The sequence below is a fragment of the Mesorhizobium sp. CA6 genome, from assembly GCF_020165035.1.
GTDB lineage: Bacteria > Pseudomonadota > Alphaproteobacteria > Rhizobiales > Rhizobiaceae > Mesorhizobium.
Window position 1 is genome coordinate 17,954 of the sequence record NZ_JAIUHI010000001.1, and the last position, 20,900, is coordinate 38,853.

General features: G+C 66.0%; 22 protein-coding genes. 11 read left to right on the plus strand and 11 right to left on the minus strand.

The features are described from left to right. Positions 1–23 precede the first annotated feature (23 nt). The 5 genes from LB526_RS00085 to LB526_RS00105 all read right to left on the minus strand — a co-directional run bounded on the left by LB526_RS00085 (position 24) and on the right by LB526_RS00105 (position 4,773). Positions 24–1,088, minus strand: coding sequence for an ABC transporter substrate-binding protein (locus tag LB526_RS00085; protein WP_224625571.1), 1,065 nt, complete (start codon positions 1,086–1,088; stop codon positions 24–26). Between the two features lie 39 nt (positions 1,089–1,127). Further along, entirely contained in the window at positions 1,128–2,102 is a 975-nt protein-coding gene (locus tag LB526_RS00090) for a PfkB family carbohydrate kinase (protein ID WP_224625572.1), read from the minus strand. Next, entirely contained in the window at positions 2,102–3,130 is a 1,029-nt protein-coding gene (locus LB526_RS00095) for an ADP-ribosylglycohydrolase family protein (RefSeq protein ID WP_224625574.1), read from the minus strand. Before LB526_RS00095 ends, LB526_RS00090 begins: the two co-directional genes overlap by 1 nt. A gap of 2 nt (positions 3,131–3,132) precedes the next feature. Continuing rightward, positions 3,133–3,858 (minus strand): GntR family transcriptional regulator, encoded by a 726-nt coding sequence (locus LB526_RS00100; RefSeq protein ID WP_140838923.1) that lies wholly within the window; start codon positions 3,856–3,858, stop codon positions 3,133–3,135. A gap of 144 nt (positions 3,859–4,002) precedes the next feature. Beyond that, positions 4,003–4,773 carry an IclR family transcriptional regulator C-terminal domain-containing protein gene (locus tag LB526_RS00105; protein WP_224625575.1) on the minus strand — a complete coding sequence of 257 codons (771 nt, stop codon included), beginning with the start codon at positions 4,771–4,773 and terminating at the stop codon, positions 4,003–4,005. 102 nt (positions 4,774–4,875) lie between these two features. Between LB526_RS00105 and LB526_RS00110 the strand changes: the two genes are divergently transcribed. Genes LB526_RS00110 through pcaF form a run of 3 tightly spaced genes read left to right on the plus strand, consistent with a single transcriptional unit; the run spans position 4,876 to position 7,740 of the window. Next, complete coding sequence (locus tag LB526_RS00110) at positions 4,876–5,733, plus strand: CoA transferase subunit A (protein ID WP_224522916.1); 858 nt, start codon at positions 4,876–4,878, stop codon at positions 5,731–5,733. After that, complete coding sequence (locus LB526_RS00115) at positions 5,730–6,542, plus strand: CoA-transferase subunit beta (protein WP_224625576.1); 813 nt, start codon at positions 5,730–5,732, stop codon at positions 6,540–6,542. Before LB526_RS00110 ends, LB526_RS00115 begins: the two co-directional genes overlap by 4 nt. Continuing rightward, on the plus strand, positions 6,535–7,740 hold the full coding sequence (gene pcaF, locus LB526_RS00120) for a 3-oxoadipyl-CoA thiolase (RefSeq protein ID WP_140838929.1): 1,206 nt from the start codon (positions 6,535–6,537) through the stop codon (positions 7,738–7,740). Before LB526_RS00115 ends, pcaF begins: the two co-directional genes overlap by 8 nt. A gap of 13 nt (positions 7,741–7,753) precedes the next feature. Here the strand turns inward: pcaF and pobA are convergent, their stop codons facing one another. From pobA to pcaD, 6 genes are read right to left on the minus strand one after another with little or no spacing between them, the layout of a single operon-like run. Further along, positions 7,754–8,926 carry a 4-hydroxybenzoate 3-monooxygenase gene (pobA, locus tag LB526_RS00125; protein ID WP_224625577.1) on the minus strand — a complete coding sequence of 391 codons (1,173 nt, stop codon included), beginning with the start codon at positions 8,924–8,926 and terminating at the stop codon, positions 7,754–7,756. Next, complete coding sequence (locus LB526_RS00130) at positions 8,926–9,978, minus strand: 3-carboxy-cis,cis-muconate cycloisomerase (RefSeq protein WP_224625578.1); 1,053 nt, start codon at positions 9,976–9,978, stop codon at positions 8,926–8,928. The genes pobA and LB526_RS00130 overlap by 1 nt, the downstream gene beginning before the upstream one ends. An 11-nt stretch (positions 9,979–9,989) precedes the next feature. Then, a complete protein-coding gene (gene pcaG / locus LB526_RS00135) occupies positions 9,990–10,604 on the minus strand; it encodes a protocatechuate 3,4-dioxygenase subunit alpha (RefSeq protein ID WP_224625579.1) in 615 nt (204 codons plus the stop codon). Further along, positions 10,604–11,356, minus strand: coding sequence for a protocatechuate 3,4-dioxygenase subunit beta (pcaH, locus tag LB526_RS00140; RefSeq protein ID WP_224625580.1), 753 nt, complete (start codon positions 11,354–11,356; stop codon positions 10,604–10,606). Before pcaH ends, pcaG begins: the two co-directional genes overlap by 1 nt. Continuing rightward, positions 11,349–11,747: a 4-carboxymuconolactone decarboxylase gene (pcaC, locus tag LB526_RS00145; protein ID WP_140838939.1), complete on the minus strand. Its 399-nt coding sequence runs from the start codon at positions 11,745–11,747 to the stop codon at positions 11,349–11,351. Before pcaC ends, pcaH begins: the two co-directional genes overlap by 8 nt. Next, positions 11,740–12,552, minus strand: a complete 813-nt coding sequence (gene pcaD, locus LB526_RS00150; protein WP_224625581.1) for a 3-oxoadipate enol-lactonase — start codon at positions 12,550–12,552, stop codon at positions 11,740–11,742. Before pcaD ends, pcaC begins: the two co-directional genes overlap by 8 nt. Positions 12,553–12,644: 92 nt before the next feature. On the opposite strand from pcaD, the gene pcaQ reads away from it, so the two are divergent. From pcaQ to LB526_RS00190, 8 genes are all read left to right on the plus strand, one after another. Then, entirely contained in the window at positions 12,645–13,562 is a 918-nt protein-coding gene (gene pcaQ / locus LB526_RS00155; protein WP_224625582.1) for a pca operon transcription factor PcaQ, read from the plus strand. Positions 13,563–13,743: 181 nt separating this feature from the next. Continuing rightward, positions 13,744–15,060 (plus strand): ABC transporter substrate-binding protein, encoded by a 1,317-nt coding sequence (locus tag LB526_RS00160; protein ID WP_224625583.1) that lies wholly within the window; start codon positions 13,744–13,746, stop codon positions 15,058–15,060. Between the two features lie 19 nt (positions 15,061–15,079). Beyond that, a complete protein-coding gene (locus LB526_RS00165) occupies positions 15,080–15,820 on the plus strand; it encodes an ABC transporter ATP-binding protein (RefSeq protein ID WP_318013245.1) in 741 nt (246 codons plus the stop codon). Then, positions 15,817–16,545 carry an ABC transporter ATP-binding protein gene (locus LB526_RS00170; protein ID WP_224625584.1) on the plus strand — a complete coding sequence of 243 codons (729 nt, stop codon included), beginning with the start codon at positions 15,817–15,819 and terminating at the stop codon, positions 16,543–16,545. Before LB526_RS00165 ends, LB526_RS00170 begins: the two co-directional genes overlap by 4 nt. Next, on the plus strand, positions 16,542–17,438 hold the full coding sequence (locus LB526_RS00175; protein WP_224625586.1) for a branched-chain amino acid ABC transporter permease: 897 nt from the start codon (positions 16,542–16,544) through the stop codon (positions 17,436–17,438). Before LB526_RS00170 ends, LB526_RS00175 begins: the two co-directional genes overlap by 4 nt. Continuing rightward, positions 17,435–18,496 carry a branched-chain amino acid ABC transporter permease gene (locus tag LB526_RS00180; protein WP_224625587.1) on the plus strand — a complete coding sequence of 354 codons (1,062 nt, stop codon included), beginning with the start codon at positions 17,435–17,437 and terminating at the stop codon, positions 18,494–18,496. The genes LB526_RS00175 and LB526_RS00180 overlap by 4 nt, the downstream gene beginning before the upstream one ends. A 2-nt stretch (positions 18,497–18,498) precedes the next feature. Beyond that, positions 18,499–19,284: a coniferyl-alcohol dehydrogenase gene (locus tag LB526_RS00185; protein WP_224523338.1), complete on the plus strand. Its 786-nt coding sequence runs from the start codon at positions 18,499–18,501 to the stop codon at positions 19,282–19,284. A gap of 36 nt (positions 19,285–19,320) precedes the next feature. Beyond that, positions 19,321–20,766, plus strand: a complete 1,446-nt coding sequence (locus LB526_RS00190) for an aldehyde dehydrogenase (RefSeq protein WP_224522930.1) — start codon at positions 19,321–19,323, stop codon at positions 20,764–20,766. Positions 20,767–20,900 lie beyond the last annotated feature (134 nt).

Sequence of the window (20,900 nt, forward strand, 5' to 3'; positions counted from 1 at the left end):
CCTCTCCTCCCCGAAAGACGTGATTATTTCACGTTGACTTTCAGCTCCTGCCACAGCGCCAGGTATTTCTCGCGCTGCGCGTCGGTGATCGGCGCCTGGAACTGGATGCGCTTTGCGACCTCGGGGCTGCCCATGACCTTGCGGTTGAAGGCGTCCTCGGGCAGCGCGTCGACAGCCTTGGTGTTGGCCGAAACCGGTGCGCCGACCTTGGTGACCCATTCGACGTAGAATTTCGGGTCGATCATATAGTTGATGAAGGCCTCGGCGCCCGCGACATTCTTCGAGCCGACCGGGATCGAAAAGGCGTCGAGCCAGGCGACGGCGCCTTCCTGCGGGATGACCAGCGAGACCGGCAGCTTGAAATGCGTCTTGGCGCGGTCAGCCGAGCCGCTCCAATAGGTGCCGATGTCGATCTGGTTGGAGGCGACCATCTGGTTCCAGTCGTTCTCCGAGCTCCAGAAGGTCTTGATCTGCGGCATCAGCGAGGTGAGCTTCGCCTTGACCGCGTCCATATCCTTGATGTCGTTGATGTCCTGCCCCGACGCGATCGCGCCGAACTGCACCGCCTCGACGGCGTCGTCGCGGATGATGACGCGGCCCTTATGCGCCGGGTTCCACATCTCGGCGATGCTCGTCGGCGGCTTGTCGAAGGATTTGTCGTTGATCGCCAGAGCCGTCAGGCCCCACACCCACGGCACGCCATAGACCTTGCCGTCATGGTTGAGCATCGGCGAGCTGGCCTTGTCCTTGGCGATGTCGGCATAGTTGGAAAGCTTCGAGACGTCGATCGGCTGGATCAGCTTGCCGGCCATTGCCTGGTCGTTGAAGGCGGCATTGATCATGACGACGTCGTAGAGGCCGGGATTGGTGCGGATCTTGGTCAGCATCTCCTGTTCGGAATTGAAGAAGTCGTTGACCACCTTGAAGCCGGTCGCCTTCTCGAAATTGGCGACCGCCCACGGCTCGTCGGCGCCATAGCCCTTCCAGTTGAGCACATGCACTTCCTCGGCGGCCTGTGCTCCAAGCGTAAATGCTGAGACGAAGACGGCGGTCGCCGTCAGGAAAGCGGTCAGTCTTGGCATGCGCATGTTCTTTTCCTCTCATTGTTTGCCCGATTGACGGGCTTGTTAAGTTGCAGTCGCTTCCGCCCGGTCGAGCGCGGTCGTCGCTTCGCCGCGCTCGGTCAGGAACTCCTGGATTTCCATGTCGGTCGGCGCCGAAGACCCGCCATGGCGGGTGACCGAAAGCGCGGCGGCCGCATTGGCATAGCGTGCCGCCTCGCAAGCGCCCATGCCGCGCGAAAGGCCGCTGACGAAGGCGCCGATATGCGTGTCGCCGGCCCCATTCGTGTCGACGGCTTCCACCTTGAAGCCCGGCACCGCACGGGTGCCGCCATCGGCCATGCGCACCAAGCAGCCATGCGCGCCGGCGCGGATGACGACGCCTTCCGCCCTGGGGCAATGCTCGGCGAGCAATCGGATCGCGACGGTCTGGGCATCGCCGGCGCCGGCAATCTCGGCAGCCTCATTGGTGTTGCAGCTCAACCAGGTCGTACGCGCCAGAACCCTGTCCAGGATCGGCCGTGGAATGTCGGCGATCACCGGTGTCGGATCGAAGACGAAAGGAATGCCGGCCGGCAGCGCTTCGATCCAACCGGCAAGCGCGTCGCGACTGCCGGGATAGCTCAGCGTGTAGCCGGAGGTGAAAACCCAATCACCCGGAACGACTTGAACCGGCTTCATCATGTCCGGCGTGAGCCGGCTCTCGGCGCCCGGCCACGAAACGAAGGTGCGCTCCGCGTCGCCGCTGATCATCGCGACGCAATTGCCGCTGTCCATCGAAGGCGATGGCGGCGTCAGCGTCTCGATGCCTTCGGCCGCGAAGGCTTTGCGCAGGAAGTCTCCGTCCGGCCCGGTGCCGAGCTGGCCGCCGAACACCACCTTCATGCCGGTGCGGCTTGCCGCCACCATCATGTTGAAGCCGCCGCCGGCGACCCGCGCGTAAGCTGACGCGGTCTTTTCCGTGCCGGCCGCCGGCAGGGCATCGATGCGGTAGACATAGTCGACCACGGCGCTGCCGACATGAACGAGGCGCCCGCTCATCAGGCAACCTCCTTGCCTGGGCCGGCCTTGGAGCCGCGTGCGGCGACCAGGTCGCCAGCCAGCGCGCGGACGTCCGCGAGGTCAATCCCATGCAGTTGGGCGATGCGATCCTGCGGCAGCCTCGACAGGCCGGCGCAGGCCCCGGCCATGCCGGCGGCAATCGCACCGATCGTGTCGGTGTCGCCTCCGAGATTGGCGCCGATGACGGCAGCCCGCCACGCATCGCCTTGCGCGACCTCCAGCACGGCGAAGGCCGCCGGCACCGATTCCTGGCTGGCGACACCGGTGCCGACCAGGTCGACGATCAGCTTGATGGCTTGCTTCTCCGCCTTGCCGCGGACAAGCTCCTGCGCCCAGACAATGCGCGCGGCGATGTCGCCGCCGGTAACCCAATGGCCGAGCGCAGCACCAAGCCTTGCGGCGGCGACCCCATGGTCGGAAGCGATGCGCCAGTCGCCGCCCGAAACACCGAGACTGACAGCGGCTGCGACCGCCGCAGCCGATGCGATGGCGATCGAGGTGTTGTGCGTGGCCCGGCAGGTTTCCGCCACCTTGGAGACCAGAACGTCGAGCGGCTCCACCGGCATCATGATGCCGACCGGCGCGATGCGCATCGCAGCGCCATTGGTGTCGCCGCCGCGGCCGGCCTCCTCCGCCGGCACGCCGCTGTTGATGGCATCGATGGCGCGCTTGGTCGATGGTCCAAGCAGATCGTAGCTGCCGCGCGCCTTGACCTCGCGCTCCCAGTCGAGCAGCGCGTTGACCCAGCGCGCATGATCGAAACGCTCGCCGGATTCCACGAGGATGCGGCCAAGCAGCAGCGCCTGTTCGGTGTCGTCGGTGATCGCGCCGGCCGGCAGCCCTTTCGACACCGGGTGATCGGCGGCAGGCGCGACGAACCCCTCGACATGGCCATAGAGCTCGGAGATGCGGGCCGGCGACAGAAGCTGCGTCGGCATGCCCAGCGCATCGCCCAGCGCCCCCCCGATCAGCGCGCCCATAGCCCGGTCCATCGCGTCGGCCGCCATGCTCAGAACTCCAGGTGCAGCGCGAAATGCGCCGGGTTGAGCAGGCTGGTGACGAATTCGATGGCGCGCCCGTCGGCGGCGCGTGTCAGGCGGCGTGTGCGCAGGAACGGCGTGCCGGGCGCGCAGGCGAGGATGGCTGCGTCGGAAGCGCTCAGCATCTCGATGTCGACCCATTCCTCGCCGTGATCGGGAACAAGCCCTGCCCCGCGCAGCGTCTGGTGCAGCGAGCCTTCGCGCAAGCCGCGCAGCGGTATGTCTTCCAACTCCGGCGACAGCGGCAGCCGGCTGCGCTCGATCGAGATGGCATGGCCGTCGTCGGCGTTGGTGCGGGCACGATCGACGGCGATGAAGGACGAGCTCTCGACGCCGAGCCTGGCCGCCAGTTCGGCGTCCTCGATGATCTCGAGCCGCAACGTGCGTGTCTCGGCATTGGCGCCCGCATTGGCAAGCGCGCGCGACCAGCCGATCGCGTCGTCGACCGGCATGCCGTCGAAGGTGACGAATGAGCCGATGCCGACCTTGGTGGTGATCAGCCCGCGGCTCGACAGTTCCTCGAGCCCTTTGCGGACCGTGTTGCGGCTGACGGAGAAGCGCTGAACGAGCTCGTTTTCGCTCTGCAGGCGGTCGCCGAAGCCGAGCAGGCCGGAGCGTATCTCATGCTCCAGAACCGTCGCGATCTGCTCGGGCTTGCCCGTGCCGGGAGTGATCTGCGTCGCGCGACGGGCCATATCGATACCTGTTCAGTGAACCTGTATAATCCTGTTCAATATCGGATTAGAATTCCCCCGTCAACGAACCTTCATCACCATTCAAGAACGGAAGGAGGACCGGGCGCAGAATGAGCGTGCGGCGGCAACCGGAGACGCGCCGCTTCAAGCGAAGAAGAACTCCTCCGCGCGCTGCTTGGCCTGGCGCAGCACCGGCAGGATGTCGCGCTCCATCGCCTCGACCGAGAAACGCGCCGACTGCGTCGAGACGTTGATGGCGGCGACGGTGCGGCCGGCGCGATCGACGATCGGCACCGCGATCGAGCGCAGGCCGAGTTCCAGTTCCTCGTCGACGATGGCGAAGCCCTCCGCCCTCGCCTTGTCGATGGCCTTGCCGAGCGCGTTGCGGCCGGTGATCGTCTTCGGCGTCCGCCGCTCGATGGTCGCTTGCGCCAGGAAGGTCTTCAAGTCGTCCGCCTCCAGACCGGAAAGCAGCACCCGCCCCATCGAGGTGCAATAGGCCGGCAGCCGCGTGCCTACATCGAGCGCGACGCTTAAGATCCGCCGTCCGGGGATGCGCGCAACATAGACGACGTCCTCACCCGATAGCACCGCCGCGTTGCAGGCCTCGTCGAATTTGCCCGCCACCTCGCGCATGATTGGCGCCGCGAACGTCCAAAGCGATGCGCCGCCGAGCCAGGTCCGCGCGACGGTCAAAAGGCGCGGCGACAGCGAGAACAGCCGGCCGGACTGCGTCGCATAGCCCGTGGCGACCAATGTCAGCAGAAAGCGGCGGGCGCCCGCGCGGGTGAGATCGGCCTCTTCGGCCATCTCGGTCAGCGTCATGCCGGCCGGATGGCGCGCAAGGATTTCCATCACTGCCAGGCCGCGTTCCAGCGAGCCGACGTGGTCGCGCGAAATTACTTCCTCTCCCACGAGCGCCTCCATGCCGGCGTTGACTCAATGCAGAGCTCGGAGTTAGAAATATCTCATACAAAACAGATGTTCGCAATGCGAACTTTTTCGTGGGGTCTGGAGATGGTCAAGTTCCTGCCGCTGAAAGAGGCGGTCGCGGAAAACCTGCATGACGGCGATACGGTCGCCTTCGAGGGCTTCACTCATCTGATCCCGACCGCCGCCGCGCATGAGGCGATCCGCCAGGGCTTTCGCGACCTGACGCTTATCCGCATGACGCCCGACCTGATCTATGACCAGATGATCGGCATGGGCATGGCTAGGAAAATCGTCTTCTCCTATGTCGGCAATCCCGGCGTCGGCCTGCTCAGACGCGCCCGCGACGCCATCGAGAACGGCTTTCCCCGCGCCATCGAGATCGAGGAGCACAGCCACGCCGGCATGGCCAATGCCTATGAGGCGGGCGCCGCCGGCCTGCCTTGTGCGGTGTTCCGCGGCTATCGCGGCGCCGGTCTTGCCGTGGTCAATCCAAACATCAAATCCGTCACCTGCCCTTTCACGGGCGAGGTGTTGGCGGCCGTTCCGGCGATAAGGCCGGACGTCACCTTCATCCACGCGCAGAAGGCGGACCGCAAAGGCAACGTGCTGGTCGAGGGCATTATCGGCATCCAGAAGGAGGCTGTTCTTGCCGCAAAGCGCGCAGTGGTGACGGTCGAGGAAATGGTCGACAGCTTCGACGAACTCCACCCCAATCTCACCGTGCTGCCCAGCTGGACGATCGCTGCGATTTCGGTTGTGCCCGGTGGCTCGCATCCCTCCTACACGCATGGCTATTACGAGCGCGACAACGCCGCCTATCTCGAATGGGACGAGATCGCCGCCGACCGCGGTCGCTTCCAGGCGTGGATGCAGCAGAACGTCATCGAGAGCAGCCCGGATGACTTTGCCGGCCGCATCGAACATCTGAGGAAAGCCGCATGAGCGACGCGAAGGAGATTGGTTTCACCCCGAACGAGATGATGACGATCGCCGCCAGCCGCGCCTTGAAGAGCGACGATGTCTGCTTCGTCGGCATCGGCGCGCCGTCGGCCGCCTGCAACGTCGCGCGGCTGACGCATGCGCCGGATATCACCTTGATCTATGAGAGCGGCACCATCGGCACGGCGCCCGACGTGCTGCCGCTGTCGATCGGCGACGGCGAATTGTGCGAGACGGCGGTCACCACCGTCGCGGTGCCGGAGATGTTCCGCTATTGGCTGCAGGGCGGCCGCATCTCGATCGGCTTTCTGGGCGCCGCCCAGCTCGACAAATTCGGCAATATCAACACCACCGTCATCGGCGACTATGCGCATCCCAAGACCCGCCTGCCCGGCGGCGGCGGCGCGCCGGAGATCGCCACTTCGTCAAAGCAGGTCTACATCACCATGGCGCAGTCGAAGCGCGGCATGGTCGAAAAGGTCGACTTCTTCACCTCCTTCGGCCATGGCGATGGCGGCGATCATCGCAAGCGGCTCGGCATCGATACCGCCGGGCCAACGCTTTTGATCACGGACCTCGCCATCTGGAAGCCGGACCCTGTGACCAAGGAATTCACAGTGGTGTCGCTGCACCCCGGCGTCACGCGCGAGCAGGTACAGGAGACCTGTGGCTGGACGGTCAAGTTCGCGGAGGCTCTTGACGAGACGCCGGCGCCGACGGAACTCGAGCTGAAGACATTGCGCGACCTGCATGTCCGCACCAAGGCGGGCGCATCAGGGGATCGCCGAGGGGAAAGCTGCCTAGATGACTGAAGCCTTCATTTGCGACTACATCCGCACGCCCATCGGCCGCTTCGGCGGCTCGTTGTCCTCCGTCCGCGCCGACGACCTCGGCGCCATCCCGTTGAGGGCCTTGGTCGAGCGCAATCAAGGCGTCGACTGGGCGGCCGTCGATGATGTCGTCTATGGCTGCGCCAACCAGGCCGGCGAGGACAATCGCAATGTAGCGCGCATGGCGCTGCTGCTTGCCGGCCTGCCGCAGGACATCCCCGGTTCGACAGTCAACCGCCTGTGCGGCTCGGGCATGGATGCCGTCACCATCGCCGCACGCGCCATCAAATCGGGCGAGGCCGAGCTGATAATTGCCGGCGGCGTCGAATCGATGAGCCGCGCGCCTTTCGTCATGCCGAAGGCCGACGCCGCCTTTTCGCGCAACGCTGAGATCTACGACACCACCATCGGCTGGCGCTTCGTCAACCCGCTGATGAAGAAGCAATATGGCGTCGAGTCCATGCCGGAGACCGGGGAGAACGTCGCCGAGGATTTTTCCGTTTCCCGCGCGGACCAGGACGCCTTCGCGGTGCGCAGCCAGGACAAGGCCGTTGCCGCTCAAGGCAGCGGCCGGCTGGCGAAAGAGATCACGTCCGTGACGATCCCGCAGAAGAAAGGCGATCCGGTCGTCGTCTCGAAGGACGAGCATCCACGCGCCGGCACCACCGTCGAGACCCTGGCCAAACTGCCGGCGCCATTCCGCCAGGGCGGCAGCGTCACCGCCGGCAACGCGTCCGGCGTCAATGACGGTGCGGCGGCCCTCATCATCGCGTCGGAAGCGGCGGCGAAGAAGTATGGCCTGACGCCGATCGCCCGCATCCTCGGCGGCGCCGTCGCCGGTGTGGCGCCGCGCATCATGGGCATCGGTCCGGCCCCGGCCACCGAGAAGCTTTGCGCCCGCCTCGGTCTGACGCCCGAGCAATTCGATGTCGTCGAATTGAACGAAGCTTTCGCCTCGCAAGGCATTGCCGTGCTGCGCCAGCTTGGCATCGCCGAGGATGCCGCGCACGTCAATCCGAATGGCGGCGCGATCGCGCTCGGTCACCCGCTCGGCATGTCGGGCGCGCGCATCACCGGCACGGCGGCGCTCGAGCTTCGCGAGCGCGGCGGCAAGCTGGCTTTGGCCACCATGTGCATCGGCGTCGGCCAGGGCATCGCCCTCGCGCTGGAGCGGGTTTGACCAGTCAGGCAGATCAATAGGGCAAGCCGACGTAGTTTTCGGCGAGCGCGGTCGATGCGGCTCTCGAATGCACGAGATAGTCGAGCTCGGCTTCCTGGATGCGTTGGCCGAACTCTCCCGTCTCCGGAAAACGGTGCAGCATCGTCGTCATCCACCAGGAAAAGCGCACCGCTTTCCACACCCGCGCCAGCGCCTTGGCCGAATAGGCGTCGAGCCCGGCGTCTGACTTTTCGCGGTAGAATTCACGAAGCCCGGCAAACAGATAGCGCACGTCGCTGGCCGCGAGGTTGAGGCCCTTGGCGCCGGTCGGCGGCACGATATGGGCGGCGTCACCGACCAGGAACAGCCGGCCGAAGCGCATCGGCTCGGCGACGAAGGAGCGCAGCGGCGCGATCGACTTCTCGAACGATGGGCCGGTGGTGACTGCGGCAGCCGTCGCCGGCGGCAGGCGGCGGCGCAACTCGTCCCAGAAGCGGTCGTCCGACCAGGCCTCGACGCGCTCGTCGGCGGGAACCTGCACATAGTAGCGGCTGCGCTGCGGCGAGCGCATCGAACAGAGCGCGAAGCCGCGCTCGTGATTGGCATAGACCAGCTCATGGTCGGCCGGCGGCACCTCGGCCAGCACGCCCAGCCAGCCGAACGGATAGTGGCGCTCGAACGTCTTCAAGGCGTTTCCCGGCACTGATCTGCGGCTGACGCCGTGATAGCCGTCGCAGCCGGCGATGAAGTCGCAATCGATGCGGTGCGTGATGCCGTCCTTCTCGTAGGTGACGAAGGGCGACGTGCCATCGAAACCATGCAGCGCGACATTCGACGTTTCGAAGAAAGTCACCAAGTCCGCCGCCTCGCGCTTCCGCATCAGATCGAGCGTCACCTCGGTCTGGCCATAGACAGTGACATGCTTGCCGCCGGTGAGCGCGGTCATGTCGATGCGGTGCGCGCGGCCGTCGAAGGCGAGCGAAATGCCTTCATGCGGCAGGCCCTGTTCATAGAGCCTCTCCGCCGCGCCCGCTTCGCCGAGCAGGTCCACCGTGCCCTGCTCGAGCACGCCCGCGCGTACCCGGCCAAGCACATGCTCGCGGCTCGACCGCTCGAGTATGATCGTCTCGACGCCAATCGTGGCAAGCAATTGGCCGAGCAGCAGCCCGGACGGCCCTGAGCCAATGATGGCGACTTGCGTGCGCATCAATGACCGAGGCTCTCGATCTGTCTGGCCAACTCGGCTGCAAGCCTGAGCGCGGCCGCCGTCGCCACGACCATTTGCGGCAGGATGAGCCATTCCAGCGTCCAGGCCGAACCCGAGCGCTCCTGCTCATGCACCAGCGCCTGGTGCATGCCGGAAAGCTGGACGGCATTGAAGCGGGCGAGCGCCACCAGGGCTTCCGCCTTCACGGGATTCTGCTTGTGCGGCATGGTAGATGAACCGCCGCCGCCGGACAGCTTGATGTCAGTGCCCGCCTGCGCCATCAGCGCAACGTCCTTCCCGAACTTGCCGAGGCTGCCGGTCACCAGCGACAGCCAGCCGGCGAACTCGGCGAGCGCGTCGCGCTGATTGTGCCATTGCGGCGCGTCAGCGAGGCCAAGCTTCGCGGCAAGCGCGGCGCGCACTGCGGCGGCCTTGTCGCCGAGCTTTTCCAGCGTGCCGGCGGCGCCGCCGAACTGCACGACAAGCAGTCGGCCGGAGAGCTCCTTCAACCGTTCCTGGTGACGCTGGAGCGGCGCTCGCCAGGAAGCGATCCGGTCGGTCACGACGATCGGTATCGCCGGCTGCATACGCGTCACCGCCATCATCGCCCTGCCCTCGAAATCCTGTTCGAGTCCGGCGAGCCGCACGACGTTCTCGCTGAGCAGCAGGCCGGCATGCTCGACCGCCCCGCTCAGGCGCAGCACCAGCGATGTATCGATCACATCCTGGCTGGTGGCGCCGAAATGAACGAATGCATCGTGCGGCACGCCAACAGCAGCCTTGATCTGTCGCACCAGTTCCGGCACCACGACGCCGTCGGCGGCGACGCCGGCGCGCAGCTTCGCCGTATCCGGCCGGAACGCCGCCAGCGCCTTCGAGATCGCCGTCGCCGCATCGCGGGAAATCGCGCCGCACTCGGCCTCCGCCTCGGCCAGCGCCCGTTCGAAGCTGAGCATCGCGGCGATGTCGGCTTCGACGGAAAAATGTCTGGCCGCCTCTTCGTCGCCGAGCAGGCCGGAAAGCAGCGGGTGATCAAAGGGCGAAACGGTCATGGCGGCCACGGTCAGCTGTCGAAGAAGACCGTCTCCTTTTCGCCCTGCAGGTGGATGTCGAAGACGCAAGTATCGCCCCGGCGCTCGGCGATCAGCGTCGGCACACGCAGGCGATGCTCGATGCGGGCGAGGATCGGGTCCTCGGCATTGGCCTTTTCCTCGTCGGAAAAATAGAGCCTGGTGTGCAGGCCGACATTGATGCCGCGCGCCACGATCCACAGCGTGATGTGCGGCGCCATTAGCCGGCCGTCGCGAAACGGCACGCGGCCCGGCTTGATTGTCCGGAACAGGCAGACGCCCGTTTCCATGTCGGTCGGCTGCCGGCCCCATCCAGGGAAATTCGGATCGGCGGCGCCGCGCAATTCCGACGGCGAATTGTAGAGCCCGTTGGCGTCCGCCTGCCAGATCTCGATCAGCGCATCCTTGAGCGGCGTGCCGGTGCCGTCGAACACGCGGATGCGCAGCTCGATGCGCTCGCCCTTGGTCTCGCCGTTGAGCATCGTCGAGCCAAGGTCGTTCGCATAGACGCCGCCGATGCCGCAGAAATTGGGCGTCAGCCCGATATGCACGTAAGGGCCGGCGGTCTGCGAAGGGCTTTCCTTCAACCGGTCGAGCGACTGCGCCATCAATTGCCCTCCGGCCTGTTCTCGAACAATGTCGAGCGGCGCCCGCGCAGCACGATGTCGAACTTGTAGGCGAGCGCATCCATCGGGATGGTCGACTGCATGTCGAGCGCGGCGATCAGCGCCTCGATCGCTTCCCTGTTGGAAATGCCGCCGACGATCGGGCAGCGCCAGATCAGCGGATCGCCCTCGAAATACATCTGTGTGATCAGCCGCTGCGCGAAGCCATGGCCGAACACGGAAAAATGGATGTGCGCCGGCCGCCAGTCGTTCGGCCCATTCGGCCACGGATAGGGCCCGGGCCTGACCGTGCGAAAGGCGTAGCTGCCGTCTTCGCCGGTGATCGTGCGGCCGCAGCCGCCGAAATTCGGATCGAGGGGGGCGAGATAGGCGTCCTTCTTGTGACGGTAGCGGCCGCCGGCATTGGCCTGCCAGAATTCGAGCAGCACGCCAGGCACGCCCTTGCCCCGCTCGTCGAGCACGCGTCCATGGACGACGATGCGCTCGCCGAGGGCGCTCTCGCCAAGCCTGGCGAAATTGTGGATCAGGTCGTTGTCGAGCTCGCCGAGCATCGCGTGCCCGAAGACCGGTCCGGTCAGTTCCGACAGCGTGTTGTCGAATGCCACCAATGCCCGTTGCGGCGAGCGCAGCACCGAGCTCTTGTAGTTCGGCGTGAAGGCGGCCGGATGCCACTGGCGGTCGCGCTGGAAGAAGGCGCCGGTCTCCGGTGAACGGTTCGAGTCTCGCTCAGCCATGGGCGGCTCCGTCCATCTGCGCGAACACCTCCTTGGCAATCTTGAAGGCGCGGTTGGCTGCCGGCACGCCGGCATAGACGGCGACGTGCAGGAAGGCCTCGCAGATGTCGTCCCGCGTGGCGCCTGTATTGGCGGTGGCGCGCACATGCATGGCCACCTCGTCGTCATGGCCGAGCGCGGCAAGCAGGGCCAGCGTCACGATCGAACGCTCGCGCTTCGACCAGCCCGGCCGCGCCCATACCGTTCCCCAGGCGGCCTCAGTGATCAACTGCTGGAACGGCCGGTCGAAATCGGTCGCGGCATCCTCGGCGCGGTCGACGTGGGGATCGCCAAGCACGGAGCGGCGGACCTCGAGACCCGTCCGGTAGCGGTTCTTCGTGACATCATCCATGGGCAGACGTTTCCTCAGGCAACGAGGCGGCGAAATCGCGGATCAAGGTGACGAGCGCGTCGGGCTGCTCGATGCACGGGATGTGCGCGGCATCGCGGATCATTTCGAAGCGGGCGCCTGGGATCAGATCCGCCAGCGAGCGAACAAGGTCGGGTGGCGTCGAGCCGTCCTGATCGCCGACGATGCAGAGCGTCGGCGCAGTGATACGCCGCGCCGCGTCGGTAAGATCGGCATCGCGCACCGCCGCGCATGTCCCGATATAACCAGGCAGCGCCTGCCTGGTCAGCATGTTGCGGCAGCCGGCCAGCTCGGCGGCGTGCGCTGCATGGAAATCCGGCGTGAACCACACTTTCAGCACGCCGTCGGCGATCGCCTCTATGCCGTCGCGCTCGACGGTCGCGATGCGCGTGTTCCAGCTCTCATCCGTGCCGATCTTGTGCGCCGTGTCGCTGAGGATCAGAGCCTCGACACATTTGGGGTGGCGGGTATAGAGGCGCTGCGCGATCAGGCCGCCGACCGACAGGCCGCACAGCACGACCTTCCCGAAACCGAAATGATCGATGAGGCCCAGCAGGTCGTCGACATGGTCGTCGATCGAGCGCACGCCGCCGCCGATATCCGACAACCCATGCCCGCGCTTGTCGTAGACGAGCATCGGTATTTCGCCGGCAAGCCGCGCGACGACGTCGTCCCAGATCCGGAAATCGGTGCCCAGCGAATTGATGAAGATGATCGGACGCGACGTGCCCGTCGCCTCGATGTAGCGGTGATACAGCGTCACGCCGCCTATGCTGACGAATGGCACGATTTCGATCCTCCAAAGCCACATTGCACCAGCGGTTTGGTTCGGTAAAATGATATTTTGCGGCATTTCATTAACTCTGAGGTTATCGAACCATGGCCGAAAGCCGGATCCGCTTCCGCCATCTGCAGGCCTTTCTCGAAGTCGCTCGGCAAGGCAGCGTGGCGCGCGCGGCCGACTTCCTGCATGTCAGTGCGCCGGCCGTGACCAAGACCTTGCGTGAGCTGGAAGAAGCGCTCGGCGTCGCCGTGGTCGAGCGCGACGGGCGCGGCATCCGGATCACGCGTCTCGGCGAGATCTTCCTCGGCCATGCCGGGTCGGCGATCTCGGCGCTGAAGCGCGGCGTCGATTCCGTGCGCCAGGACGGCGCTCTCCATCGCGACCCGATCCGCATCGGCGCGCTGCCGACGGTGTCGGCGCGCGTGATGCCGCTCGCCATGAACCTGTTCCTCGAGGAAAACACCGGCGCCGCGCTCAAGATCGTCACCGGCGAGAACGCCGTGCTGCTCGAACAGTTGCGCGTCGGCGCGCTCGACCTCGTCGTCGGCCGGCTCGCGGCGCCGGAGCACATGACCGGCTTCTTCTTCGAACATCTCTATTCCGAGCAGGTGCTGTTCGTGGTGCGGGCCGGGCATCCCCTGTCGGAACCCGGGGCAGACATCTTCGCGCGGCTCGACGACTTCCCCGTCCTGATGCCGACGCGGGAATCCGTCATACGCCCCTTCGTCGACCGGCTCTTCATCACCAACGGCATGACCGCGCCCGCCACGGAGATCGAAACCGTTTCCGATTCCTTCGGCCGTTCCTTCATGCGCCAGAGCAATGCGATATGGATCATCTCGGCCGGCGTCGTTGCCAATGAGATCGCCAGCGGCGCTTTCGTCGCACTGCCGGTGGATACGGAGGAGACCAAAGGGCCGGTGGGTTTGACCATGCGCACCGACACCGCGCCCTCGCCCGCCTTCACCATCCTGCTGCAGACGATCCGCGAAGCCGCGCGGCACCACGCCTGACGATCGAGCTAGCAGTTCGAATTTCGCTAACCCAGCGGTTAATAAAACACCGTAAAATATCATTTTACCGAACCAAACCGCTAGTGCAATGTGATCTCCGGAGGATCGAAAGCCGTGCCGTCCGGCCGCAAGCGGAAGACCCGTTTGCCGTCGTGTCGAACGGCGACTGAGGGAGGAGCAGATGTCTCATAATTTCGGCAGCAAGCCCGCCATATCGGGCATTTCACGACGCCAGTTCATCGCCACATCGATGGCCGGTGGCGCAGCACTTGCGTTCGGCCGCGGCAAGGCTTTCGCGCAGGCCGCCGACACGCTCAAGGTCGGCTTCGTCAGCCCGCGCACCGGCCCGCTCGCCGGCTTCGGCGAAACCGACGGCTATGTGCTTGACCTCGCCCGCAAGGCCCTGGCCAACGGCATCGAGCTCGGCGGCAAGAAATACAGCGTCGAGATCCTCGACCAGGACACCCAGTCGGATCCGTCGCGCGCCGGCCAGTTGGCAAAAGACCTGATCAACAACCAGGCCATCGACCTGATGCTGGCCGTTTCCACGCCCGAGGTGATCAACCCGGTCGCCGATGCCTGCGAGGCGGCCGGCGTGCCGTGCCTCTCCACCGTCATGCCGTGGGAGGCGTGGTATTTCGGCCGCGGCGCCAAGCCGGGCGCGCCCTCGCCTTTCAAATGGACCTATCATTTCGGCTTCGGCGTCGGCGAATTCTTCAAGACCTATATTTCGCAGTGGAACCTGATCGAGACCAACAAGAAGGTCGGCGTCATGTATCCGAACGACGCCGACGGCAACGCCATTCGCGCCAACCTCGCGCCGCTCCTGGCCAAGCAGGGTTTTACGATCGTCGATCCCGGCGCCTATGAGACCGGCACAACCGACTATTCCTCGCAGATCGCGCTGTTCAAGCAGGAAGGCGTCGAGATCTTCAACTCCTTCCCGATCCCGCCGGACTTCGCCGCCTTCTGGCGCCAGGCCGCGCAGCAGGGGCTGACCCGGCAGATCAAGATCGCCCAGGTCGCCAAGACCGGCCTGTTCCCCTCCGACATCGAGGCGCTCGGCGATCTCGGCATGAAGATCTCGAGCGCCGCCTATTGGCACAAGGCCTTCCCCTACAAGTCGCCGCTGACCGGCGTCTCCGGCACCGAGCTTGCCGACGGTTACGAGGCGGCGAGCGGCAAGCAGTGGACACAGCAGCTCGGCGCCTCGATGTCGCTGCTCGACGCCGGCTTCGAAGCCCTGAAGGCGAGTTCCAACGCCAAGGACACGGCGGCGGTCGCCAAGGCACTGAGCGTGCTGAAGACCGAGACCATGATCGGCAAGGTCGACTTCACCAGCGGCCCCGTCGCGAACGTGTCCCCCGGCCCGATCATCGGCACGCAATGGGTCGCCGCCAAGGAAGGCTCGAAATTCCCGCTCGACTATGTCGTGACCGAGAACGCCACCGACCCGAACGTGCCGGTTGGGGCCAAGCTCCAGCCTTACAACGGCTGATTAAGTCGGGGACCGCATCGTGAACGCGACGCCCAACGGTGCCGTCCTCAGCGCCGCCGGCATCCACAAGCGCTTCGGCGCGCTTGTGGTGCTCGACGACATCGACTTCGCCATGGGCGCCGAGGAAGCGGTCGGCATCGTCGGCCCGAACGGCGCCGGCAAGACGACGCTGCTCAGCGTGCTTTCCGGCGCCTATCCGCCGAGCGCCGGAACCATCGCCTTCAAGGGCGATGACGTGACCACGCTGCCGGCCACGCAGCGCTGCCGGTTGGGCCTGGTGCGCACACATCAGGTGCCGAAACCCTTCGGCGGCATGACCGTCTTCGAGAATGTCTTCGTCGCCGCCTCGCACGGCGCCGGACTCGGCCGCGACGAGGCTTATGAGGAAGCGCTCGGCTCGCTGAAGCTCTGCGGCATGCTCAGCATAGCCAACCGCCGCGCCGAAATGCTCGGCCTGCTCGACCGCAAGCGGCTGGAGCTCGCCCGCGCGCTCGCCGCGAAACCGACGCTGCTTCTGCTCGACGAGATCGGCGGCGGCCTGACCGACGGCGAGGCGGGCGAGCTCGTCGAGACCATCCGCGAATTGCGCCGCCGCAGGATAGGCATCGTCTGGATCGAGCACATCGTCCACGTGCTTTTGCAAGTGGCCGAACGGCTGATCTGCATGGACGCCGGCAAGATTATCGCCGACGGCGAGCCGCAGGCGGTGATGGCCGACCCGCAGGTGATCAGCGCCTATCTCGGCGGAGGCCCGAAATGAGCCTGCTGTCGGCCAAGGATCTCGTTGTCCGCCACGGCCTGCTGCAGGCGGTGCGCGGCGTCAGCTTCAGCCTCGAGCGCGGCGAGACGCTGGCGCTGGTCGGTGCCAACGGCGCGGGCAAGACGACGCTGCTGCGCGCAATCGCCGGCGCGCACCAGGCGGCCTCGGGCCGTGTGGTCTTCGACGGCGACGATCTCTCCGGTGTGCCTTCGCATGAACGCGTCCGCAAGGGCATCGCCCTGGTTCCCGAAGGCCGGCGGCTGTTCGTGCAGATGACGGTCGAGGAAAACCTTCTGCTTGGCCGCACTGCCGGCCGCCCCGGCGACTGGAGCGTCGAACGCGTGCTCGACACCTTCCCCAACTTGAAGCCGCGCCGCCATGCCAAGGCCGGGCATCTTTCCGGCGGCGAGCAGCAGGCGACCGCAATCGGCCGTGCGCTGATGAGCAATCCCGATCTGCTCCTGCTCGACGAGGTCTCGCTCGGCCTGTCGCCGCTGGTCGTCGACCGCGTCTATGCCTCCCTGCAGGGGTTGATCGGCTCCGGCACGACGATCATCCTGGTCGAGCAGGACCTCAACCGCGCGCTCTTTGTCTCCGACAAGGTGATCTGCATGCTGGAGGGCCGGATCGTCCTTGCCGGCGACAGCAAGAGCATGTCGCGCGACGAGGTGACCAAGGCCTATTTCGGCCTGCACCGGAAGGGCGCCGGAGGCGTGCCGGCATGATGAACCAGATCGTCCAGGGCGTCCTGCTCGGCGGCTATTACGCGCTGATCGCCTGTGGCCTCTCCTTCATGTTCTCGGTGATGCGCATCATCAACCTGGCGCATGGCAGCCTCGCCGTGCTGTCGGCCTTCGCGCTGTGGCTGCTCGCCTCGCGCTTCCACATCTCGCCATTTCTGGGCCTGCTCGTCGTGCTGCCGCTGATGGCCGCGATTGGCTGGGCCCTGCAGCACTTCCTGCTTGAGCGCAGCGCGCGCGGCGGCGCGCTGCTGCCGATCCTCACAACCTTCGGCCTCGCCATCGTCATCGACAATGTGCTGTTCGAACAGTTCGGCGCCGACACGCGCTCGCTGGCGCCCTTCATCGGCAGCCTGTCCTACGATTCCTGGGAATGGCCGGGCAGCCTCTATGTCGGCAAGCTCGCGGTGATCATCTTCGTCACCGCCGTCGTCCTGCTTGGTGGACTGCAACTGTTCCTCACCCGCACCGGGTTAGGCCGCTCGATCCGCGCGACCTCGGAAGACCCTGATACCGCCGGCATTGTCGGTGTCGACGCGCGCCGCTCCATGGCAATAGCCGCGGCAATCGCCATGGTCACGGTCGGTCTCGCCGGCGCCTTCCTGGGCATGCGCGCCACTTTCGATCCCTATGCCGGCGCAACGCAACTTCTGTTCGCCTTCGAAGCCGCCGTCATCGGTGGCGCCGGCTCGCTCTGGGGAACGCTGATCGGCGGCATCGTGCTGGCGCTCGCCCAAACGCTCGGCACCAGGATCCATCCGCAAGGTTTCCTCATCGGCGGCCACGTCGCTTTCCTGATCGTGCTGTTCATCCGGCTCTACACTTCCGGCCTCGGCCTGCACAGCTTGCTGCGCCTCTCCACGCGGAAAGCCTCATGAGCGCCGCCTCCCCGGCCATCGAGCGTGGCACGGCCGCTTCGCGCAGCGCCGGCATCGGCGTTTTGACCATCATTCTGCTGCTCGCCATCGCGCCGCAATTCCTGTCGGCCGGCGCGGTCGATCGCATGACGGCGCTGTTCATCTATGTGATCCTCGCCGCCATGTGGAATGCGCTGGCCGGTTTCGGCGGGTTGGTCTCGGTCGGCCAGCAGGTGTTCTTCGGCCTCGGCGCCTACTTCGCCATCCGCCTCGCCAATGCCGGGCTCAATCCATTCGTCTCGCTCTTCGTCTCGGCGGTCATCGTCGGCGCCGTGTCGTGGCCGATCTCGTTGTTCATGCTGCGCTTGAGGAACGGCGAGTTCGCCATCGGCATGTGGGTGATCGCAGCGCTCACCCACCTGCTCGTCAATCTCGACCGGCTGATCCAGGGCGAGACCGGCACGTCGCTGATCTCGCTCAACGTCTACGATGCATCGACACGCCGGCTGACCATCTATTGGCTGGCGTTGGCGTCGATGACCGCCCTGCTCGCGATCCTGTTCAGCCTGCTGCGCGGCAGCACCGGCGCCGCCATTCGCGCCATCCGCGACAATGAGGATGCGGCGGCCTCCGTCGGCGTGCGCGTCACCGGCACCAAGCGGCTGCTCTTCATGCTCGCCGCCTTCGGCATCGGCGTCGCCGGCGCGCTGTGGCTGGCCACCGCGATCACCTTCCAGCCGAAGACCTATTTCAACGTGCAGTGGACCGCTTACATGATCTTCATGGTGCTGGTCGGCGGCATCGGCACCTTCGAGGGGGCCATCCTCGGCGCGCTGCTCTTCTTCCTCATCGAGACCTGGTTCGGCGGCACCGGCGTCTGGTACCTGATTGGGCTCGGCGCCGCGGCACTGGTCTTCTCGCTGCTCTTGCCGCGCGGCCTCTGGGGCACGCTCGAAGAGCGTTTTGGTTGGCGCCTGCTGTCGGTCGGCTACCGCGTCCGGCTTCCCGCCAGCGTGGCGGATCCGACCGGCGAGGCCATTTCACCAGCACCCACTGCGGCACACAGCGAGAAGGCATGAGCATGCTGTTCGGCAAGACGATCCTCATCACCGGCGTCGCCTCGGGCATCGGCGCCCGCACGGCGGAACTCGCGGGCCAACTCGGCGCCGACGTCATCGGCGTCGACCTGCGCGAGCCGGCCGGACATCAGGGCGTCTTCGTCAAGTCCGACATCTCGTCCAAAGCCGGCGTCGACGACCTCGTGGCGCGGTTGCCGCAGCGCATCGACGCGCTCTGCAACGTCGCCGGCCTTTCCGGCAATATGGGCGCGGCGCCGACGCTCGCCGTCAATTTCTACGGCCTGCGCGCGCTCTCGGAAGCGATGGCGCCAAGGCTTCGCGAAGGCGGCGCCATCGTCAATGTCGCCTCCATCGCCGGCTTCGGCTGGCGCGCCAATCTCAACCGAGCCGCCTCGATGGTTGGCGTCGAGGGCTTTCCCGATGTCGCCAGAGTGATCGCCGACCACGCGGTCAAGAACGAGGAAGGCTATCCGGTCTCGAAGGAGCTTTTGCTCCTGTGGACCTTCCGCGCGGCGCATCAGGACCTGTTCAAGAGCCGCGGCATTCGCGTCAACGCGGTCAGCCCCGGTCCGGTCGAGACGCCGATCCTGAAACAGTTCCGCTCGGTCCTCGGTGACGCCAAGGTCGACAGCGATATCGCGCGCGTCGGCCGCGCCGGCACATCGGGCGACATCGCGCCCGTCGTGCTGTTCCTGTGCTCCGACGGCGCGCGCTGGATCAACGGCGCCAACGTGCCGGTCGACGGCGGCCTCGAAGCGTCGATCAACGCGGAAGTGCTTGGCTTCTAATTTTGCAACGCTCCAGCGAAAGCGAGGGAGAAACCCATGGACATCGGACTTCTGATTGACGGCGACGAAAGGGCGGCGACCGGCAAAGCCTCTTACGAGCGCCTGGACCCCTTCACCGGCAAGCTCGCGACGCGCGCCGCCGCCGCAAGCATTGCCGACGCCAACGCCGCGGCAGATGCGGCGGCGGCAGCCTTCGACGCCTGGTCGAAGACCGGACCTGGCGAGCGCCGGATGCTGCTTCTGAAGGCGGCCGACGTCATGGCCTCGAAGGTCGGGGAATTCACCAAGCTGATGATGGAAGAGACCGGCGCCACCGGACCCTGGGCGGGCTTCAACGTCATGCTGGCGTCCAACATGCTGCGCGAGGCGGCGGCGATGACCACGCAGATTTCCGGCGAGGTTATTCCATCCGACAAGCCGGGCACGCTCGCCATGGCGATCCGCCAGCCGGCTGGTGTGTGCCTCGGCATCGCGCCGTGGAACGCGCCGGTCATCCTCGGCACGCGCGCACTCGCAATGCCGCTCGCCTGCGGCAACACGGTGGTGCTGAAGGCCTCCGAACTATGCCCCGGCACGCATCGCCTGATCGGTCAGGTGCTGGTCGAGGCCGGCCTGCCCAAGGGCGTCGTCAATGTCGTCACCAACGACCCGAAGGACGCGGCGGCAATCGTCGAGGCGCTGATCGCGCATCCGGCGGTGAAGCGCGTCAATTTCACCGGCTCGACCAAGGTCGGCCGCATCATCGCCGAGCTCTCGGGGCGGCACCTCAAGCCGGCGCTGCTCGAGCTCGGCGGCAAGGCGCCACTGGTCGTGCTGGACGACGCCGACATCGACGCTGCCGTGAATGCCGCGACCTTCGGCGCCTTCATGCATCAGGGCCAGATCTGCATGTCGACCGAACGCCTGATCGTCGACGAGAAGATCGCCGACGAGTTCGTCGCCAAGCTTGCCGCGCGTGCCTCCAAACTGCCGGCCGGCGACCCGCGCGGCCATGTCGTGCTCGGCTCGCTGATCAGCAGCCAGTCGGCGGATAAGATGGAGGAGCTGATTGCCGACGCGACCGCGAAGGGTGCAACGCTCGCGGCCGGCGGCAAGCGGACAGGAACGGTGGTGGAAGCGACGCTCCTCGACCACGTGACGCCCGCGATGCGCGTCTATTCGGAAGAGTCGTTCGGTCCGGTGAAGCCGGTCATTCGCGTGAAAGGCGAGGACGAAGCGGTGCGCGTCGCCAACGACACCGAATACGGCCTGTCGTCGGCCGTCTTCAGCCGCGACATCCGCCGCGCCATGGCGATAGCCGCGCGCATCCACGCCGGCATCTGCCACATCAATGGCCCGACCGTCGGCGACGAGGCGCAGATGCCTTTCGGCGGCGTCAAGGGTTCGGGCTATGGCCGCTTCGGCGGCAAGGCCTCGATCGCCGAATTCACCGACCTGCGCTGGGTGACGATCGAGGACCCAGGCCAGCACTACCCGTTCTGATTGGCCGCTTCTTCCTTCTCCCCTGTGGGAGAAGGTAGATCGGCGCGCAGCGCCGAGATGGATGAGGGGTGTTCCAGCGGAGTGAGACGCTGGCTTTCCCTGGAGCACCCCTCATCCGACCTCGCTTCGCGAGG

Excerpts from the sequence above, each read along its gene's own strand:
- pcaF (WP_140838929.1), top strand. The coding sequence starts at position 6,535 with ATGACTGAAGCCTTCATTTGCGACTACATCCGCACGCCCATCGGCCGC.
- LB526_RS00085 (WP_224625571.1), bottom strand. The coding sequence starts at position 1,088 with ATGCGCATGCCAAGACTGACCGCTTTCCTGACGGCGACCGCCGTCTTC.
- LB526_RS00185 (WP_224523338.1), top strand. The coding sequence starts at position 18,499 with ATGCTGTTCGGCAAGACGATCCTCATCACCGGCGTCGCCTCGGGCATC.
- LB526_RS00160 (WP_224625583.1), top strand. The coding sequence starts at position 13,744 with ATGTCTCATAATTTCGGCAGCAAGCCCGCCATATCGGGCATTTCACGA.
- pcaC (WP_140838939.1), bottom strand. The coding sequence starts at position 11,747 with ATGGATGATGTCACGAAGAACCGCTACCGGACGGGTCTCGAGGTCCGC.
- LB526_RS00095 (WP_224625574.1), bottom strand. The coding sequence starts at position 3,130 with ATGGCGGCCGACGCGATGGACCGGGCTATGGGCGCGCTGATCGGGGGG.
- LB526_RS00175 (WP_224625586.1), top strand. The coding sequence starts at position 16,542 with ATGATGAACCAGATCGTCCAGGGCGTCCTGCTCGGCGGCTATTACGCG.
- pcaG (WP_224625579.1), bottom strand. The coding sequence starts at position 10,604 with ATGGCGCAGTCGCTCGACCGGTTGAAGGAAAGCCCTTCGCAGACCGCC.
- LB526_RS00180 (WP_224625587.1), top strand. The coding sequence starts at position 17,435 with ATGAGCGCCGCCTCCCCGGCCATCGAGCGTGGCACGGCCGCTTCGCGC.
- LB526_RS00130 (WP_224625578.1), bottom strand. The coding sequence starts at position 9,978 with ATGACCGTTTCGCCCTTTGATCACCCGCTGCTTTCCGGCCTGCTCGGC.
- LB526_RS00170 (WP_224625584.1), top strand. The coding sequence starts at position 15,817 with ATGAGCCTGCTGTCGGCCAAGGATCTCGTTGTCCGCCACGGCCTGCTG.
- LB526_RS00100 (WP_140838923.1), bottom strand. The coding sequence starts at position 3,858 with ATGGCCCGTCGCGCGACGCAGATCACTCCCGGCACGGGCAAGCCCGAG.
- pcaH (WP_224625580.1), bottom strand. The coding sequence starts at position 11,356 with ATGGCTGAGCGAGACTCGAACCGTTCACCGGAGACCGGCGCCTTCTTC.
- pcaQ (WP_224625582.1), top strand. The coding sequence starts at position 12,645 with ATGGCCGAAAGCCGGATCCGCTTCCGCCATCTGCAGGCCTTTCTCGAA.
- LB526_RS00090 (WP_224625572.1), bottom strand. The coding sequence starts at position 2,102 with ATGAGCGGGCGCCTCGTTCATGTCGGCAGCGCCGTGGTCGACTATGTC.
- LB526_RS00190 (WP_224522930.1), top strand. The coding sequence starts at position 19,321 with ATGGACATCGGACTTCTGATTGACGGCGACGAAAGGGCGGCGACCGGC.
- LB526_RS00115 (WP_224625576.1), top strand. The coding sequence starts at position 5,730 with ATGAGCGACGCGAAGGAGATTGGTTTCACCCCGAACGAGATGATGACG.
- pobA (WP_224625577.1), bottom strand. The coding sequence starts at position 8,926 with ATGCGCACGCAAGTCGCCATCATTGGCTCAGGGCCGTCCGGGCTGCTG.
- LB526_RS00110 (WP_224522916.1), top strand. The coding sequence starts at position 4,876 with ATGGTCAAGTTCCTGCCGCTGAAAGAGGCGGTCGCGGAAAACCTGCAT.